Consider the following 16,370-nt stretch of genomic DNA (forward strand, 5'->3'; position numbering starts at 1 on the left):
CATTTTCGGTGGTTGGCTACGTGGTGCGCCTCATCACTCACCGGGCATGAGTTGCCAACACTTTGCGCCGTGGCTTTGTTTGTGGACGGTCCCAGGATCTGGGCCTTTCACTCTGTGCCACAGGTGTAGCGGCCTTCGTCGGTCATCAGGTCCCACACCGGTCTGGCCACGCGCTTGATGTTCGGCAGGAATTGGTTTACGTCGCCCAGACAGGGAATCCGCTGGCCATGATAATCAATCATTGGTCCGATCTGTTGGAAGGTCACGCCGAATCGGCTGATCAGTCGATACAGCGCAGGTTCCATGACCGCATAACAATGGGTCAAGCCGTATTTGTGCATCATGCGCAGTTCGACGGCCAGTAGCCCAAGCGACAGGTGCGGCAGGATGCGGCGCTCGTCCGGCTCAAAATACATCTCTACATTTCCCGAAATGCCGATCGGGGTACCAGCCTCTCCAACACGTTTCTTGAATGCCCTGGAGACCGCAAAGCGGGACACCTCCCCTAACCGACGTCTCTCCACCGGATTGCGCTCGTCCAGCCCTTCGTGAAACTGGCAGTGTGTTTCAATGGGAAAGGGGGCCACAGGAGCGGAAGAGTTGGGGAGGATCATTCGGGCGGTGGCCGCGTAAACGCCAGTGGCGCGATGCCTGAGCAAGTAGTGGTCGGAGCGCTCGTCGAAGGCGTCTCTCTCGAGCCCGTTCGGGTGGTCTTCTGCTCGCTCGAAACCGGTCTCGATGACGTACACCTGGTAGCGCAGCCGAAACACTTCCTCTCGCAGCTGGTCGTTGTCAGCAGGCAGCAGATCGAAGTACTGGTTGAAAGCCGAATACAAATCGGTTGCCATGGGAGTCTCGCAGATCGCTACGGGAGTTAAGGATCCAACAACTGGCAAAAGTATCATCGCGCCAACTGCTCGCGTCAAGCGGTGGATGTCCAGGGCTGCCCTGAGCCATGAAGAGCTGGCCGATGCGTGTACGGCGGCCAAGGATTCGAGGCCAGCTTACCATGACAGATCACTCTCCTGAAGGCAAGCGAATCTCTGGCGCCTGAAGCCATCAAGAGGAGCTCGAAGGACGAGACGTCAGGTGGCGGCGCGGATAACGCCGTGCTTCTTGAGCATCTTCAACCAGCGAGGGGCATTGCGTGCAACAGATAGGGCTTCGTAGCTGGTGGCCCAGTCCCGGTAGTCCGTCTGCGGAACATCGCCGATGTGCCGGTGACCGAACTCGTTGTGAATGCTCAAGGCGAAGCGATGACACCTTCCAGCTTCGGTGTCGCGTGTGCGCTCGATGCGAAATATGGCGGCCATTACCCGTTGCAGTCCTTCCAGATACTTGGCAGTCAACCGCCCCTCATCCAGCAGCCAGAATCTCAACTTCGGCTGAAACTCCGTCAGCACCGCGGGGTGCGGCTGGATCAGGTCGAAGATCTCCTCACTGTGGTTCCAGCGCTTGTCGCCGTTGTAAATGACTATCGGCAAACCGGTGGCAGGCCGTCCGCAAGATCAATGGTCTTCCCCCGCACCAGATGGTCGTAGAGCGCCGCGACCTATTGCGTCATTCGTACCGGTATGCCCGGGTCGACCGCCGACTGAAACTCGAGCAACAGGTAAAGGTAGATCCGCTGCCCTTGCAGTTCGATCGGCCACACCACGTCCTCTTCGCGCTTCTTCATCGCGGGCGTGAAGAAAGTGCCGGGTTCCGGGCGCAGCGTGGCATAGTCCAGAAGTTCCGTCACGCCCGGCGGGGCGAAAACCTCTGGCAGTTCCCTCACCAGATCCGCGTGCGAAAAAAGTATCGCTAGCCGGTATCGTGCAGGTGAACCATGGCGATGATTGCAGTGCGTAAGCGAGCCACTCGCAAACGGGACGGCAACCGAACGGCCTTGACGCATGAGCTGGCTGAATCGAATCCGTTTGTTGGCGCCGGCCAGCTGCTGGTGAAGTCGCAGGTGCAGCGTTAACACCACGCAAATTCGTCTTGACTTGCGGGCCCACTTTACTTCGGCTCTTTACCTCTTGCGGCGGCGCTGCGCGCCGCCGCGTTTTTCTTGGCCTCGCGGGGTCGCCATCCCGGCCTCACTTCCACATCGCCCGCATCCGCGCCGCGAGGTCGAGCGCCTGCTGCTTCGCCTGCGGATTGGCGACCCGCGCTTCGGCTGGGGGTGGCCACGAGATCTGTTCGAAATACGGCAGCAAGGCATTGCCGATGAAGCGCGTGCGGTTGGCGTAGACGTGGCGATCGCCGAATCCGGGCTGATGCGAAACGTAGAAGCGCTGCGGCAGCAGGATCTCGATGTGGTCTTTGGCGCGCGTCATGGCGACATACAGCAGGCGGCGTTCCTCCTCGATTTCAGCCGTCGAGCCGGTGGCCATGTCGGAGGGGATACAGCCATCGACGGCGTTGAGGACGGTGACCGCGGTCCACTCCTGGCCCTTGGCCGAGTGGATGGTCGACAGGATCAGATAGTCCTCGTCGAGCAGCGGCGTGCCGGCCTCGTCGCTGCTGGCGTCGGGCGGGTCGAGTGTCAGTTCGGTGAGGAAACGCTCCCCGCCGGGATACGTCGCGGCGATGCGGCCGAGCTGTTCGAGGTCGGCCTGCCGGACTTCGGCGTCGTCATGCAGGCGATCGATCTGTGCCTGGTACCAGCCGCAGATCCGGTCGAAGGCGGCCGGCCAGGGAGTGGCATCCCGGCCGCCGGCTTCGACCACAGCCGCGAACTCGAGCCAGGCGGATCTTGCCGTGTCCGGCACCGGCTGTTCGCCGAGCAGCTGGCAAGCGGGGTTGGCCGTGCTGACGTTGGCCAGCACCCGGCCGGCGGTTTTCGGGCCGATGCCGGCGACCAGTTGCATGGCGCGGAAACCGGCCAGGTGGTCGCGCGGATTCTGCGCCCAGCGCAGGATGGCTAGGACATCCTTGACATGCGCCGCTTCGAGAAACTTGAGACCGCCGAACTTGACGAACGGGATATTGCGCCGCGTCAACTCGATCTCCAGGCGGACGCTGTGCTGTGCCGTCCGGAAGAGCACCGCCTGCGCCTTGAGCTGGACGCCGGCCTCGCGTCGGGCGAGCGTCTGTTCGACGACGTAGAGCGCCTGGTCGGCGTCGTCGCGCAGCGAGATCAGCCGCGGCCTTTCGGCGGCGACGCGGTCGCTCCACAAATCCTTGGTGAAGCGTTCGGCGGCGCCGGCGATCACCTGGTTGGCTGCGGCCAGGATCGGCTGCGTCGAGCGGTAGTTGCGGTCGAGTGTCACGACCTGCGCCGGCGGCTCGAAGTGGCGGGGGAAATCGAGGATGTTGCGTACCGTCGCACCGCGAAAGGCATAGATCGACTGGGCGTCGTCGCCGACGACGGTGAGGCCCCGGCCATCGGGTTTCATCGCCAGCAGGATCGCCGCCTGCAGCCGATTGGTGTCCTGGTACTCGTCAACGAGCACATGGCTGAAACGCTCGCCGATTTCCCGGCCGAGCTCGGGTTCGCCGACCATCTGCGCCCAATAGAGCAGCAGGTCGTCGTAGTCGAGCACCCGCTGCGCCTGCTTCGTCTCGACGTATTCGAGGAACAGGCGCTTGAGGTCGGCGTCCCATTCGCTGCACCAGGGAAAGCGCGACTGCAGTACTTCGACCAGCGTCGCCTGCGTGTTGAGCACCGCCGAGTAGATCGCCAGGCAGGTCGTCTTGAGGGGAAAACGCCTGCTCTTCGCCGACAGGCCGAGGCCATGGCGCACCAGGTTCATCAGGTCGGCCGAGTCCTGTCGGTCATGGATGGTGAACGCCGGATCGAGACCAATGCGGCCGGCGTACTCGCGCAGCAGGCGCGCGCCGACGCTGTGGAAGGTGCCGGACCAGGCCAGCGCGGCCGCGGTCGGGAGCGAGCTGGCCCTGGTTCGCCGGCTCAGGATCCGCTCGACGCGGCGCGTCATTTCGCTGGCTGCGCGGCGCGAGAAGGTCAGCAGCAGAATGCGGCCGGGATCGGTGCCCTGGCTGACGATCTGCGCGACCCGGTGCGCGAGCGTGCTGGTCTTGCCCGATCCGGCGCCGGCGATCACCAGCAGGGGAGGGTGGTCGCTGCCGGCTGCTGCTGGGTGCTGGTCGATGCCGAACGTGGCAGCGGCGCGCTGCGCCTGATTGAGCTGCGCCAGCGGGTCGGTGACGTTTCGGCTATTCTTGTCAGGCATTCTCATCGCTGGTGAATGGTTTCTGGTCGAAAGGCATTGCGTCTCCGGGGCCGATTGATGACAATGCGGGCGATGCCTTGGGCGGCATCGTGACGGATCTCGGTGCAGGCCGCGCCGGCAAGGCTGGGCTGCCGGTCGAGAGCGGGGTGGATCATCTCGGGGGCTTCCCCAGGGAGGAGTGACTGCCGGCAGTATAGCGGCTGACGAGGGCTGATTGACGATGGCCATGACCAGGCAGCCTGCGGCTGACTGGTGCCATCACTTGCGAATCGGGAGGGTGAGATGCATCGCAGGATACTGGCTGGGGACCGACTGATCGCGGCGTTCCTGGTGGGCTGTGTGCTGTTCAATTACCCGCTGCTTTCCCTTTTCGACCGACCAACCGAGATCTTCGGGATTCCCCTCGTCTACGCGTATGTCTTTTGCGCCTGGATCGCGGTCATTGGCCTGATGGCCTGGGCGATCGAAGGCCGCTTCAGATAGGCGCCGACGATGCTTGACGCCCCGGTACTGATTGCCGTCGCGCTGCTCTATCTCGGACTGCTGTTTGCGGTCGCCTGGTGGGGTGACAAGCGCGCTGATCAGGGGCGCTCGATCATCGCCAACCCGACCATCTATGCCCTGTCGATGGCGGTTTACTGCACGACCTGGACCTTCTATGGCAGCGTCGGGCGCGCCGCGGTATCGGGCATCGGCTTCCTGCCGGTCTACCTGGGACCAACGCTGGTGATGGCGCTCGGCTGGTTCGTGCTGCTGAAGATGATCCGCATCGTCAAGGCTAACCGCATCACCTCGATCGCCGACTTCATTTCCTCGCGCTACGGCAAGAGTCATCTTCTGGGTGGTCTGGTGACGATCATCGCCGTGGTCGGCATCATTCCGTACATCGCCCTGCAACTGAAGGCCGTGTCGAGCACCGTCAGCCTGTTCCTCAGCTACCCGGAAATCGTCATGCCGAATCGCAGTCCGACGCTGCCGGTGGCGGCCGACATCAGCTTCTACATAGCGCTGATTCTGGCAGCCTTCACGATTGTCTTCGGTACCCGCCACCTTGATGCCACTGAGCGCCACGAGGGCATGGTGGCGGCGATTGCTCTGGAGTCCGGCGTCAAGCTGGTCGCCTTCATCGCGGTCGGCGTCTTTGTGACCTATGGGCTCTATGATGGTTTCGGCGACATTTTCGAGCATGTCGAGACCCACCCGGAGTTACGCTATCTGACGAGCGCGATTCCATCCGGCCAGGGCTACACCGGCTGGTTCTCGCTGATCGTGCTGTCGGCGATGGCGGTTCTGTTTCTGCCGCGACAGTTCCAGGTCGCCGTCGTCGAGAACGTCAATGAGGCGCACCTGAAGCGGGCAGCCTGGCTGTTTCCGCTCTATCTGTTGCTGATCAATCTCTTCGTTCTGCCGATCGCGCTTGGCGGTCTCCTGCATTTCTCGGGGCAGGGAGTCGATGCCGATACCTTCGTCCTGACCCTGCCGATGTCGCAGCGGCAGGAGGGGCTGGCGCTGCTGGTGTTCATCGGTGGTCTGTCGGCGGGGACCGGCATGGTCATCGTCGAAACCATCGCCCTGTCGACCATGGTCTGCAACGACCTGGTCATGCCGCTGCTCCTGCGCCATCAAAGGGAGACGCTGGAAGAGTCGAGGGACCTCTCCGGTCTGGTGCTCGCTATCCGCCGGGGTGCGATTGTCGCCATCCTGCTGCTCGGCTATCTTTATTTCCGGCTGGCGGGCGAGGCTTACGCGCTGGTCGCCATCGGCCTGATCAGCTTCTCGGCCGTGGCCCAGTTCGCGCCAGCGATGATCGGTGGCATGTACTGGCGGAGCGGAACGCGTGGCGGCGCCCTCGCCGGTCTGTCGGCAGGCTTTCTGGTCTGGGGCTACACCCTGCTGTTGCCGTCCTTTGCCAAGTCCGGCTGGCTGCCGGATGGCTTTCTGACCCACGGGCTGTTCGGAATCGAGCTCTTGCGGCCCCAGCAGCTGTTTGGTCTGACCGGCATTGACGAGATTTCGCACTGCCTGTTCTGGAGTTTTCTCGCCAATATTGGCGCCTATGTCGGCGTTTCGCTGTTGCGGCCGCCGGAGGTGGCCGAGGCGACGCAGGCGACGGTATTCGTCGACGCACTCAAGGAAAGCGGTCCGATCGGTGCGGTGCTCTGGCGAGGGCGCGCGAAGGTGAGTGATCTGCAGGAACTGGTTGGCCGTTTTCTCGGCCCGACGAAGGCCGAGCTGGCCTTTGCCGGCTATGCCCGCCGACACGGCGTAGGCGAGGGCAACGCGCTGGAGGCCGATGCCCGGCTGGTGCAGTTCTCGGAATCATTGCTCGCCGGCGCGATCGGCAGTGCCTCGGCGCGGGTGATGGTCGCCTCGGTGGCCAAGGAGGAGCCGCTGAGTATCGACGAGGTGATGCATATCCTCGACGAGGCGTCGCAACTGCGTACCTACAGCCGGGAACTCGAGCGCAAGTCGCGCGAGCTGACGGCGGCCACGCTGGAGCTGCAGGAGGCCAATGAGCGTCTGCAGGAACTCGACCGGGTCAAGGACGACATCATGTCTTCGGTGACGCACGAGCTGCGGACGCCGCTGACCTCGATTCGGGCCTTCTCGGAACTGCTGCGCGACGATCCGCGGATGCACCTGGCCGACCGCGTGCGCTTTCTCGGGCTGATTGTCAGCGAAGCCGAGCGTCTGACGCGGCTGATCAACCAGACCCTCGACCTGGCAAAGATCGAGTCGGGGAGGGCGGACTGGAACGCCTGCGAACTCGACCTGAAGGAAGTCATTGAACAGTCGATGGCAGCGACCAGTCAGCTCTTTCGTGAGAAAGAGGCGCACGTCGAGCTTGATCTGCCCGATAATCTGCCGTTGATCCTGGCTGACCGGGATCGCCTGATCCAGGTGATGCTGAATCTGCTTTCGAACGCGGCAAAGTTCCTGACGCCGGGCAGTGGCCGCGTTCGTGTCGCTCTAGGCCGGCTGGCCGATCAACTCGAAGTCTGTGTGACCGACAACGGTCCGGGAATTCGTCCGGAGGATCAGGAGCTGGTTTTCGAGAAGTTCCGCCAGGTGGGCGACACGATGACCGCCAAACCATCCGGTACCGGGCTGGGGCTGCCGATCAGCCGACGGATCGTCGAGCACCTCGGCGGGCGGCTGTGGGTGGAAAGCGTGCCCGGCGAGGGGGCGACTTTCCGGTTTACATTGCCTCTTGCCCCGGTTCAGGAGCAGGCGCCCGCGCTGGCTGCGGGTGGGTAGTCGATTTTGGCGTAGTTCATTCATGGATCGGAGTGTTGATGAGCAAGAAAATACTGATTGCCGACGACGAACAAAATATTGTCATCTCGATCGAGTTCCTGCTGCGCCGCGAGGGCTTCGAGGTACTGGTGGCCGGCGACGGCGAGGAAGCGCTGGCGAAGGTGCGCGCCGAACGGCCGGATCTCGTCCTGCTCGACGTGATGATGCCGAAGATGAATGGCTTCGACGTCTGCCAGGCGTTGCGTGCGGATCCGGATCTGAGCGCTACCCGCATCCTGATGCTGACTGCCAAGGGGCGGGATACGGAAGTGAGCAAGGGTCTCGGGCTGGGTGCTGATGGCTACATGACGAAGCCCTTTTCAACCAAGGAGTTGCTCGCCGAGGTGCGCAAGCTGCTGGGAATGTAGCCGATGAAGACCGCGCGCAAGCCCGTCCTGGCAGCGACAGCGGTGTGCCTGTTTCTGCTGGCGGTCGTCGCCGCGACCGCCGCGTTGATGCTGGCCGGCGAAGCTGACGGCAGCGGTGGTGGCCGGACGCCGGAGGAAAGAATCGTTGCCCTGGTGGTCCTGACGCTGGCCGCCTGTGCAGTCAGCTGCTGGATGATTTTCCGGCTTTACGCGCTGTATGTCAGCGCTCCCCTGCGGATGGCCGAAGAACTCGCGGCGACGCTGGCGCACGGTTCCCTGCGGGTGAGCACCCATGGCGCCGGCGAACTTCAGGTCCTGGGCCAGGCCGCCAATCAACTGCTCGCCCTGCACGAAGCGCGCGAAAACGATGTCGCCGAGCGCGTTCGCGAAGCCCGCGCCTCGCTCGAGGAGGAACGAAGTCGTCTGGCGGCGCTGATGGCCGATCTCAGTCAGAGCGTCGTCGTCTGTAACCTCGATGGCCGCGTGCTGCTCTATAACCAGCGGGCCAAACAGGAGCTGTCGGCCGGAGAAGACGGCAGCAATGCCGAATTGCTGGGTCTTGGGCGTTCGATCTACACCGTATTCGATCGCGCGCTGATCGGGCATGCGCTGGAACGTCTGCAGCAAGCCAGTCGAGAGCGGGCCGAGGGAGACAGCAAGCAACTCGTCGGCTCGGCGCAGTTCGTGACCGCCACGCGTGCGGGACGTTTGTTGCGCGCGCACATGTCGCCGGTCCTGGGTGGCAACGGCCCGCACCACGCCCAGGTTGGTGGACTTTCGATTACCGGCTTCGTGCTCGTGCTTGAAGACGTGACCAGTACCAACGAGCGCCATGCGCGGCGCGATGCGCTGATCCAGGCACTGATCGAGGGCGGGCGCGGACCCCTGGGCAGCATTCGCGCGGCGGGTGAAATGCTCTCCGACTTTTCCGACATGCCGAGTCAGCAGCGCGACCGGTTCCTGCGCGTCATTCGTGACGAGGCTGCCGTACTGTCGCTCCAGTTCGAGAAGGCGGCCAGCGCCTTCTCGAATGATCTGCGTGAGCGCTGGTTGCTGGAGGAAATCCTGGGCGGCGAACTCCTGCTGGTGGCTGCGCGACGCATCGCCGAGCGACGCACGAGCGAGCGGCGCGCGCTGGCCGTCAAGACCGAAGACGTCGATGATGACCTGTGGCTGCGGGTGGACACCTTCGGACTCTTGCAGGCCTTGCGCTATCTGGCTCTGCGCTTGCAGGACGAATATGAGGTACGCGAGGTACGGCTGTCGCTGACTCGCAGCGGACAGTTGGCGCAGTTCGATCTGTCGTGGCTAGGCACCTTCATGAACAACGAAACGGCGATGAGCTGGCTGCAGGATCCGATGACGACGGCCGGCGAGTCATTGCCACTCAGCGTGCTCGATGTGATCGAACGCTGCAACGGCGAGATCTGGTTTCAGCGCGAGCGGGTTTCGCACCGTGCCTTTTTCCGCACCATGCTGCCGGCCGCCGAGCCGCCGAAGGATCTGCCGCGGGCGATCGTTGCCGCAGGCGAGGGTGAGCGTCCCGAATTCTATGATTTCGATATCTTCGGCTGGTCGGCTGCCAGCCATGAACTCGACGACCGCTCGCTGGTGGAGCTGAGCTATACCGTCTTCGATACTGAAACGACTGGTCTGCAGCCTTCGCAGGGAGACGAGATCATCCAGATCGGGGCGACGCGGATCGTCAATCGTCGGCTGCTTCGTCATGAGTGCTTCGACCAACTGATCGATCCGCGTTGCCGGCTGTCGCAACAGTCGATCGAGGTGCACGGCATCACGCCCGAATTGCTCGTCGGACAGCCGTTCATCGACAGCGTCTTGCCCAAGTTTCACGCCTTTTGCGCCGACACGGTGCTGGTCGGGCACAACGCCGCTTTCGACATGCGCTTCCTGCAACTGAAGGAGAAGCAGACGGGCGTGCGTTTCGAACAACCGGTGCTCGACACGCTGCTGCTCTCGGCCATCCTGCATCCGAACCAGACCAGCCATCGTCTCGAGGCCATCGCCGAACGCCTCGGGGTCTCGGTCTTCGGACGCCACACGGCGCTGGGCGACGCGATCGTCACCGGGGAAGTTTTTCTGAAGATGCTGCCGTTGCTGGCCGAGATGGGGATCAGGACGCTGCGGCAGGCGCGCGAGGCCAGCCAGAGGACCTACCATGCCCGACTCAAGTACTGAGCAGGCGCGAAGCGTCGCACCTTTCTCGCCCTACGTTGCCCTGCGGCATCTGGTTCGCGGGCAGCCGCTGACTGTCGGGCCAGGGGCCAGCGTGCGCGAGACCTTGCTGCTGCTGGACCGGATGCGCGCTGACGCCGTTGTGGTGCTTGATGAGGGCAGCCGGATGCCGCTGGGTATCATCACCCTGCAGGATGTGGTGCGCCGGATTGCCATCGAGTCGGGCGATCTGCGGGCGCCGATCGCCACGGTGATGACCAGTGGTCTGATCACCGTGCCGGCGGATGGTAGCGCGCATCAGGCCAGCGTCGTGATGGTCAGGCGTGGCGTGCGCCATCTGGTGCTCACCGAAGCCGACGGCAGCTACTTCAACCTCGTCTCGCAGGCCGATCTTTATGCCCTGCCGGGTGCCCAGAACACCGAACTGGTGACCTCGATCCTGGCGGCGCGGGATCTGGATACGCTGGTTGGTCTGGCGGTCGAGATCCGGAGCTTTGTTGCCCGACTGGTTGCCGAGCGGGTGAGTTCGGATGCCCTTTGTCACCGACTGTCTTCGCTCAATGATTTGTTGACCCTGCAGGTGATCGAACTGGTCGCCAGCCAGTTCGATCTGCCCTACGTTCAGTGGTGCTGGCTGGTCTTCGGGTCCGAGGGGCGGCTAGAGCAGACGCTGGCCACCGATCAGGACAACGGCCTGATCTTTGCGGCTGATTCGGACGCTGAGGCGGCCAGCCTGCGCGAAGCCTTTCTGCCCTTTGCCCGGGCGGTCAACGAGGCGCTCGATGCCTGCGGTTTCCCGCTGTGCAAAGGCAACATCATGGCAAGCAATCCGCAGTGGTGCCTGTCGGCTGACGAGTGGCGGATGGCTTTCTCTGGCTGGCTGGAAAGCCCGCAGCCGGAGGCCCTGCTCAATTCGAGCATCTTTTTCGACTTGCGCGCCCTCTACGGTCAGGAGTCGCTGGCCAACGAGCTGCGCAGGTGGCTGCTCGAGAGGGCTTCCGCATACCCCATTTTCATGCGTGCGATGGTCGAGAATACGATGAACTGGCAGTCGCCGCTGAACTGGTGGAAGGGATTTCGTTACGACGACGACAAGGAGTTTCCGCACACCATCGATCTCAAGAAGCACGGCTCACGGCCCTTCGTCGATGCGGCGAGGATCTTCGCGCTGGCCAGGCAGATACCGGATACCAATACGGTGGAGCGCTTGCGCGTCAGCGGTGAGAAGACCGGCACGGCGGCTGACGCACTGGCCGCGATGATCGACGCCTTTCATCACATACAGCGTCTCAGGCTCGAGCAGCAAGTTAACAACCGCGATGCAACGGCATCCAACCGAGTGAATCCCGATGACCTGCACGAACTGGATCGGCTGATCCTCAAGGAATCGCTAAAGCAGGTCCAGAATCTGCAGAGGCGACTGGCTCGCGAGTATCTGCCGGCGTAAGTGCAGCCTGCCGGTCCTCAACCAGGGCTGCTACAGCGAAGGTGCCGCAGCCCGGGTACGAAAATTCTCCGGGACAGACGCCACCTTGCGCGCGCTGTAATCGAAGAAGACGATGCCGGTCTTGCCGCGCGCGACCTCGCGCTGGGTCGACTTCTCGGCAAGGCACCAGAGCAGGTCGCAGCCCTTGCTGCCGAAATCGCTGGCGGTCATGCGAACGACCATGACCTCGCCGTGAAACGCCTCGGACCTGTACTGCACGGCCACGTCGGCGACGACAATGCCCAGTCCTTCGACATCGAGTTCGGTGTAGCCGAGCGACTTGAAAAATCGCAGCCGGGCCTCGGAAACCACCGCCAGCAGAAGCGCGTTGTCAAGGTGCCCAGCGTAGTTCATGTGGCCGAGATAGAGTGTGATCTCGGTGGAAAAGGCGAAACGTTCCGGCAGGTCGATCTGGATTCTCGGCATCACTTGGCCTCGCGCATCAGGATGCAATGGACATTACCTGCCGGGGGCACGGTCAGCAGGCGCTGGTCGGCCTGCTGCCAGGGTACGGTGCAATTGTCCTCGCTTTTCCGGCGAGTGGGTGTCGATCCGTGTGCAATCGATCCATTCGTTGCTGCAGCCATCTTGCCGTGCAGGCAAGGTTTCGAGTCATGGCCGGCGGGCGGCCCCGGCCTGGATCGCTGCTGCGTTGCGCGTGGCGGCAGGCGCTGCCGACGCCCCCCGTGAAGCCTTATTCCCGAGTTGATCGGGCGACAGCCTTACTGCCTCGCCGTCGGCGACATCAGCAATGCGTGCAGGAACCTGTCGGTCCACTTTGCCAGCCAGCTCAGCGCCTTGCCGGAGGTAGCCACAATGATGTCGCCGGCGGCGATGCTGCGCTGGTAACGGGCGCGCTCAACGAGCGTCATCATCTGTTCACGGGTAAGGTCGGTTTTCATCTGGTTTTTCCTTGGGTTATGCTCGTTATCCGAGACTGCAGCGCTACTGTATTTCTTTCCCGGTGTGCCGGCAAACGATCAAAAGTCAGTTGATACGTGAGAATATCTCATCCATATGACCTACCGTCTGCCTCCCCTCAACGCCCTGCGTGCCTTTGAAGCGGCGGCTCGCCACCTGAGTTTCAAGGACGCCAGCGCCGAGCTTTCGGTGACGCCAACAGCGATCAGTCACCAGATCCGTGGCCTTGAGGAGTACCTCGGCTTTGACCTGTTCCATCGCTTGACGCGGGCGCTGGAACTGACGCGCGAAGGCCGGGCAATGCTGCCCAAGGTGCGTGAGGGCCTGGAGTGCTTCGCGACCGCCATTGAAAGCACCCGCCAGCATGAAGCCGGTGGCCGTCTGCTCGTGACCTCGCCCCCGGCTTTGCTGACCCGGTGGCTTATTCGCCATCTGCCGGAATTCACCGCAGCGCACCCGGAGATACAGTTGCACATGGCGGCCTCGCTCGAAACGATCGATGCCCGTGATGCGTCAGGCGTTTCGGGGCTGGCGGGCATCGACGTGCGCGACGACGAAACCGAAGTGTTCATCCGCTTTGGTCGTGGCCAGTACGACGGCTGTCGCGTCGATCGTCTTTTCGCGCCGGCCTATGCCGTGGTGTGTAGTCCGCGCCTGCTGCTGGGGATGCGACCCTTGAACGTTCCGGGCGATCTGCGGCGTCACAACCTTCTGCACGACGAATCGATCATGGAACTGCTGGACCGTCCCACCTGGGCGGAGTGGCTGCAGCTCGCCGGGGTGACGGGCATCGATGCCAATAATGCCGGGACGCATTTCAGCGACCCCGGACTGGTCCTCTCGGCAGCGGTTGATGGCGTTGGCGTGGCGCTGGCCTCAAAGCCGCTGGTCGAAGCCGAGGTGGCTGCCGGACGTCTGGTCATGCCCTTCGACATCGTCATCCGGCGCCCGCAGGCCTACTATCTGGTGGTGCCGGAGGCGGTTGCCGATCGTCCGATCGTCAGCGCTTTTCGGCAATGGCTGCGCAGCGAGGCGGTAAAGGTGGCCGAGGAATAGGCGGAAGCCGCGTGCGCGCTGCGCACCCGGCTTCCGCCTGAAAAAATGCCTGCCAGGGTCTTGTCAGGCCTGCGGCACCGGCGCTGCGGTTTGCGGCTGGCTGCCCGACGGTGACCGCGAGACCCTAGGCAGCGCTGCCGATCATCGGCGAAGCTTGGTTCGCAGCCGGTTTGGCGGCTGACTTTGCTGCCGGCTTATTCAGCGGCTTCACTATTGGCTTGGCCTTGCCGCTTGCCAGGCTGTGTACCTCGGCACTGAGCTGGATCACGCGCAGCGAAAGCTGTTCGATGTCGCGCCTGGTGGCGAGGAGGACGAAGTCCAGGGGCCGGAGAAAACGTTCCTTGACCAACTGCTCGCTGCGTTGAAACGTCACGCTGGCGTTGTTCAGCAATTCAGCGGATTTCTCTTCGATCTGCTGGCGCGCCTTTGGCGTGATCGCCTGGCCTTCACGGACCAGACTATCGAAGGTCTGTGCGCCGCTCTTGGTCGCCAGTGAGTAAGCACCAAGGCCGCAAAGCCAGAGTTTGCGTGCCGATTCCCGAGCTTTGACCAGCAGTTGCTCATTGCTGACCCGATCGACCAGTGCTGTCAGTGTCTTGCTCATGTATTTCTCCTTTATCTGAGTGCAGTCAAAAGTTCCTGTAGCTGCTCATCAGCAACCACTGGAAGAAAGTCTATCGACAAGCTCTAGAGGACGCACACTAAAGGCCTGCGTGTTTTCCTCTAGAGAGCAGGTCCCTCGATGAGGTATCCTTGAAAGGCCTTGGCTCTCGGAGGCGAACCCTGCATGTCGTTGAGCAGGAAGGAACTGCTCATGATGACCGTAGATGGTGTGGTGCAGGCCGGCCGCAGGCAGTGTCAGGGTTGGCGGAGTGGCCGCTTCGCTGGGCGGTGTCGGGTGGCAGCACAAATTCAGGAAGGGCGAAGGATACTCCCATGAACAAACTCTCTCTGCTGGATGTGGCTTTCTTCATTGCCGAGTCGGAAGCAAGCCCGAAGCATGTGGGCGGACTGATGATCTGCAAGCGGCCGGCCAGATCGAAGACCAGTTTTGCCGTCGATCTGTACCGGGAGTTTCTCACCTTCACCGATGTCCAGCCGCCGTTCAACCGGGTCATTCACTTTTCCCTCACGGCGATGCCCACCTGGCATGCTTGCGAGTCTGTTGACCTCAGTCAGCATGTTTTCTATCACAAGCTGCCGCGCGGCAAGAATGGTCGGCAGCAGTTGTATCGTCTGGTAGCCGACCTTCATCAGCCGATGCTTGACCGCTCACGCCCGCTGTGGGAGATGCACGTCATCGACGGCCTGAGCGAAGGGCGTTTTGCGGTGTACGTCAAGACGCATCATGCCAGCGCCGACGGCGTGACGATGATGCGCTGGGCGGCGGACTCGTTGTCGCCGACCGCTGACGACCTCGAGTTGAAGCCGATCTGGTCCATCCCGCATCGTAGCGGCGATCGCAAGGAGGAGCGTTTCAAGCAGAAGATGGCCGAGTCGCTGCTGGGCAATCTGGCGGGTGCAGGCAAACGCGTTCTGGGGGTGGGGCGCCTTGCCGCGATGCTGCTACTGGAAAGCATCAAGCTCACCAAGAATGCCATTTCGCTGCCTTTTGTGGCTGATGGCAACACGCCGCTGACCGGCCAGGTCACTGCGGGCCGACAGTTTGCGACGGCCAGCGTGAGCATGGAAAGGGTCAACCGGATTCGCAGCCGGACCCGGTCGACACTGAACCATGTCGCGCTGACTTGCCTGGACGGCGCCTTGCGCCGCTACCTGTCTGACGAGGGCGTCGACCTGAAAAGGCCCATCACGATCCAGATGCCGGTTAACCTGCGCAAGGAAGGTGAGGAGAGCATGGGCAACAAGATCGGCATCATTCAGGTTGAATTGTCGCCGCCTACCGACGACCCTTATGTCCGCCTGCGCAACATCGGGTTTTCGCTGCGCAATGTACGCTCGATGATTGACAGCGTCGCTCCAGAGGCGATCGAGTCCTACACCCTGCTCACCGGCATCGTCGGGCAACTCGCGGAAATGCTGAAGCTCAGCAATCATCTGCCACCGACAGGCAATACGCTGGTGTCGAACGTGCCGGGTCCCCGTGAGTACCTGTATATCAAGGGCGCACGACTGGAGGAACTGCATCCGATCAGCACACTGCCGGCCGGCAACCTGCTGAACATTACCCTCTTCAGCTATGCCGGCCAACTGTACTTTGGTCTGATCGCGACCGACGAGTTGCCCAACCTCGAGCGTTTGAGTGCCTACGTTGCTGAAGCCTTCACCGAACTCGAGCAATCAGTTTTTGACGCACACCAGCCCATTTCCTGAGTGAGCCGTTGTTGGCGATCCGCCAGCGCCGGCGGTGACAGGCGCAAGAGCAGCCGCGCCTCGGTCGATCATCGGTCCGCTGCCTGGCCTTATGCACGTCGCGGAAGCGTTCGCCAGCGACAAAGCAGGCAAAAAAAGACCGGGCATTGCACCCGGTCTAATGCTCGGATTACCTGTTGTTCCGGGGCTTGATTCCACCCCGTTTCGACTCTTTTTGCGTCATTGGCGCTGCTTCACCCAGCGCCAATCCGAGCAGGACACCCGCGATGTGGTGCCGTTTTTTTTAGCGAATGAAGTTGGAAGGTGACCTGGAAACCGATTTGCCGAAGCCATCCAGCAGCAACTGGAACCCTTCGAAGGAGATGTCCGATATTTCGGTCAACTCGGGAAGGCGACGCTCGGGGCGGCGGCGGCGCTCTGGCAGCTTGCCAGGCGGCCCAAAGTCGCCCTGGCGCCGGTCAATTCCGCTTCGACTTTCCTTTGTTTTCATCAGAAAGACCTCCTGTTAAGGTTGCTCAAGTGATGTGCGAA

At 62.5% G+C, this 16,370-nt stretch carries 17 protein-coding genes; 8 read left to right on the top strand and 9 right to left on the bottom strand.

The features are described 5' to 3' along the window. Nucleotides 1-107: 107 nt before the first annotated feature. From V5B44_RS08075 to V5B44_RS08090, 4 genes are all read right to left on the bottom strand, one after another. Complete coding sequence (locus tag V5B44_RS08075) at nt 108-848, bottom strand: PEP-CTERM/exosortase system-associated acyltransferase (protein WP_332358580.1); 741 nt, start codon at nt 846-848, stop codon at nt 108-110. 237 nt (nt 849-1,085) lie between these two features. Further along, the gene (locus V5B44_RS08080; RefSeq protein WP_332359119.1) at nt 1,086-1,484 is read right to left on the bottom strand and encodes a hypothetical protein; all 399 of its coding nucleotides are present in this window, start codon (nt 1,482-1,484) and stop codon (nt 1,086-1,088) included. 68 nt (nt 1,485-1,552) lie between these two features. Then, nucleotides 1,553-1,897 (bottom strand): Rpn family recombination-promoting nuclease/putative transposase, encoded by a 345-nt coding sequence (locus V5B44_RS08085; protein ID WP_332359091.1) that lies wholly within the window; start codon nt 1,895-1,897, stop codon nt 1,553-1,555. A 184-nt stretch (nt 1,898-2,081) separates the two neighbouring features. Next, a complete protein-coding gene (locus tag V5B44_RS08090; RefSeq protein ID WP_332358581.1) occupies nt 2,082-4,181 on the bottom strand; it encodes an ATP-dependent helicase in 2,100 nt (699 codons plus the stop codon). A gap of 11 nt (nt 4,182-4,192) precedes the next feature. Between V5B44_RS08090 and V5B44_RS08095 the strand changes: the two genes are divergently transcribed. The 6 genes from V5B44_RS08095 to V5B44_RS08120 all read left to right on the top strand — a co-directional run bounded on the left by V5B44_RS08095 (nt 4,193) and on the right by V5B44_RS08120 (nt 11,489). Then, nucleotides 4,193-4,363, top strand: coding sequence for a hypothetical protein (locus V5B44_RS08095; protein ID WP_332358582.1), 171 nt, complete (start codon nt 4,193-4,195; stop codon nt 4,361-4,363). 100 nt (nt 4,364-4,463) lie between these two features. Continuing rightward, nucleotides 4,464-4,664, top strand: coding sequence for a hypothetical protein (locus V5B44_RS08100; protein WP_332358583.1), 201 nt, complete (start codon nt 4,464-4,466; stop codon nt 4,662-4,664). A gap of 9 nt (nt 4,665-4,673) precedes the next feature. After that, entirely contained in the window at nt 4,674-7,439 is a 2,766-nt protein-coding gene (locus V5B44_RS08105) for a sensor histidine kinase (RefSeq protein ID WP_332358584.1), read from the top strand. Between the two features lie 38 nt (nt 7,440-7,477). Continuing rightward, a complete protein-coding gene (locus V5B44_RS08110; RefSeq protein WP_287634656.1) occupies nt 7,478-7,846 on the top strand; it encodes a response regulator transcription factor in 369 nt (122 codons plus the stop codon). A 3-nt stretch (nt 7,847-7,849) separates the two neighbouring features. Beyond that, entirely contained in the window at nt 7,850-10,045 is a 2,196-nt protein-coding gene (locus V5B44_RS08115; protein ID WP_332358585.1) for a 3'-5' exonuclease, read from the top strand. Further along, nucleotides 10,026-11,489, top strand: a complete 1,464-nt coding sequence (locus V5B44_RS08120; RefSeq protein ID WP_332358586.1) for a DUF294 nucleotidyltransferase-like domain-containing protein — start codon at nt 10,026-10,028, stop codon at nt 11,487-11,489. Before V5B44_RS08115 ends, V5B44_RS08120 begins: the two co-directional genes overlap by 20 nt. Nucleotides 11,490-11,519: 30 nt before the next feature. Here V5B44_RS08120 and V5B44_RS08125 read toward each other — a convergent pair whose 3' ends face one another. The 3 genes from V5B44_RS08125 to V5B44_RS08135 all read right to left on the bottom strand — a co-directional run bounded on the left by V5B44_RS08125 (nt 11,520) and on the right by V5B44_RS08135 (nt 12,430). After that, on the bottom strand, nt 11,520-11,954 hold the full coding sequence (locus V5B44_RS08125) for an acyl-CoA thioesterase (RefSeq protein ID WP_332358587.1): 435 nt from the start codon (nt 11,952-11,954) through the stop codon (nt 11,520-11,522). Further along, nucleotides 11,954-12,115: a hypothetical protein gene (locus V5B44_RS08130; protein WP_332358588.1), complete on the bottom strand. Its 162-nt coding sequence runs from the start codon at nt 12,113-12,115 to the stop codon at nt 11,954-11,956. Before V5B44_RS08130 ends, V5B44_RS08125 begins: the two co-directional genes overlap by 1 nt. Nucleotides 12,116-12,250: 135 nt before the next feature. After that, the gene (locus tag V5B44_RS08135; RefSeq protein ID WP_332358589.1) at nt 12,251-12,430 is read right to left on the bottom strand and encodes a hypothetical protein; all 180 of its coding nucleotides are present in this window, start codon (nt 12,428-12,430) and stop codon (nt 12,251-12,253) included. A 115-nt stretch (nt 12,431-12,545) separates the two neighbouring features. Between V5B44_RS08135 and gcvA the strand changes: the two genes are divergently transcribed. Next, nucleotides 12,546-13,505 (top strand): transcriptional regulator GcvA, encoded by a 960-nt coding sequence (gene gcvA / locus V5B44_RS08140; protein ID WP_332358590.1) that lies wholly within the window; start codon nt 12,546-12,548, stop codon nt 13,503-13,505. Nucleotides 13,506-13,629: 124 nt separating this feature from the next. Here the strand turns inward: gcvA and V5B44_RS08145 are convergent, their stop codons facing one another. Then, nucleotides 13,630-14,109, bottom strand: a complete 480-nt coding sequence (locus tag V5B44_RS08145; protein WP_332358591.1) for a phasin family protein — start codon at nt 14,107-14,109, stop codon at nt 13,630-13,632. A gap of 332 nt (nt 14,110-14,441) precedes the next feature. On the opposite strand from V5B44_RS08145, the gene V5B44_RS08150 reads away from it, so the two are divergent. Beyond that, the gene (locus V5B44_RS08150) at nt 14,442-15,839 is read left to right on the top strand and encodes a wax ester/triacylglycerol synthase family O-acyltransferase (RefSeq protein ID WP_332358592.1); all 1,398 of its coding nucleotides are present in this window, start codon (nt 14,442-14,444) and stop codon (nt 15,837-15,839) included. Nucleotides 15,840-16,122: 283 nt separating this feature from the next. Here the strand turns inward: V5B44_RS08150 and V5B44_RS08155 are convergent, their stop codons facing one another. Further along, on the bottom strand, nt 16,123-16,329 hold the full coding sequence (locus tag V5B44_RS08155) for a hypothetical protein (RefSeq protein ID WP_332358593.1): 207 nt from the start codon (nt 16,327-16,329) through the stop codon (nt 16,123-16,125). Between the last annotated feature and the right edge of the window lie 41 nt (nt 16,330-16,370).

This window comes from Candidatus Accumulibacter necessarius, assembly GCF_036625085.1.

What these genes read in the sequence shown, in the direction of transcription:
- V5B44_RS08075 (WP_332358580.1), bottom strand. Translation starts at nt 848, where the DNA reads ATGGCAACCGATTTGTATTCGGCTTTCAACCAGTACTTCGATCTGCTG.
- V5B44_RS08085 (WP_332359091.1), bottom strand. Translation starts at nt 1,897, where the DNA reads ATGCGTCAAGGCCGTTCGGTTGCCGTCCCGTTTGCGAGTGGCTCGCTT.
- V5B44_RS08090 (WP_332358581.1), bottom strand. Translation starts at nt 4,181, where the DNA reads ATGCCTGACAAGAATAGCCGAAACGTCACCGACCCGCTGGCGCAGCTC.
- V5B44_RS08100 (WP_332358583.1), top strand. Translation starts at nt 4,464, where the DNA reads ATGCATCGCAGGATACTGGCTGGGGACCGACTGATCGCGGCGTTCCTG.
- V5B44_RS08105 (WP_332358584.1), top strand. Translation starts at nt 4,674, where the DNA reads ATGCTTGACGCCCCGGTACTGATTGCCGTCGCGCTGCTCTATCTCGGA.
- V5B44_RS08110 (WP_287634656.1), top strand. Translation starts at nt 7,478, where the DNA reads ATGAGCAAGAAAATACTGATTGCCGACGACGAACAAAATATTGTCATC.
- V5B44_RS08115 (WP_332358585.1), top strand. Translation starts at nt 7,850, where the DNA reads ATGAAGACCGCGCGCAAGCCCGTCCTGGCAGCGACAGCGGTGTGCCTG.
- V5B44_RS08120 (WP_332358586.1), top strand. Translation starts at nt 10,026, where the DNA reads ATGCCCGACTCAAGTACTGAGCAGGCGCGAAGCGTCGCACCTTTCTCG.
- V5B44_RS08125 (WP_332358587.1), bottom strand. Translation starts at nt 11,954, where the DNA reads ATGCCGAGAATCCAGATCGACCTGCCGGAACGTTTCGCCTTTTCCACC.
- V5B44_RS08130 (WP_332358588.1), bottom strand. Translation starts at nt 12,115, where the DNA reads ATGGCTGCAGCAACGAATGGATCGATTGCACACGGATCGACACCCACT.
- V5B44_RS08135 (WP_332358589.1), bottom strand. Translation starts at nt 12,430, where the DNA reads ATGAAAACCGACCTTACCCGTGAACAGATGATGACGCTCGTTGAGCGC.
- gcvA (WP_332358590.1), top strand. Translation starts at nt 12,546, where the DNA reads ATGACCTACCGTCTGCCTCCCCTCAACGCCCTGCGTGCCTTTGAAGCG.
- V5B44_RS08145 (WP_332358591.1), bottom strand. Translation starts at nt 14,109, where the DNA reads ATGAGCAAGACACTGACAGCACTGGTCGATCGGGTCAGCAATGAGCAA.
- V5B44_RS08150 (WP_332358592.1), top strand. Translation starts at nt 14,442, where the DNA reads ATGAACAAACTCTCTCTGCTGGATGTGGCTTTCTTCATTGCCGAGTCG.
- V5B44_RS08155 (WP_332358593.1), bottom strand. Translation starts at nt 16,329, where the DNA reads ATGAAAACAAAGGAAAGTCGAAGCGGAATTGACCGGCGCCAGGGCGAC.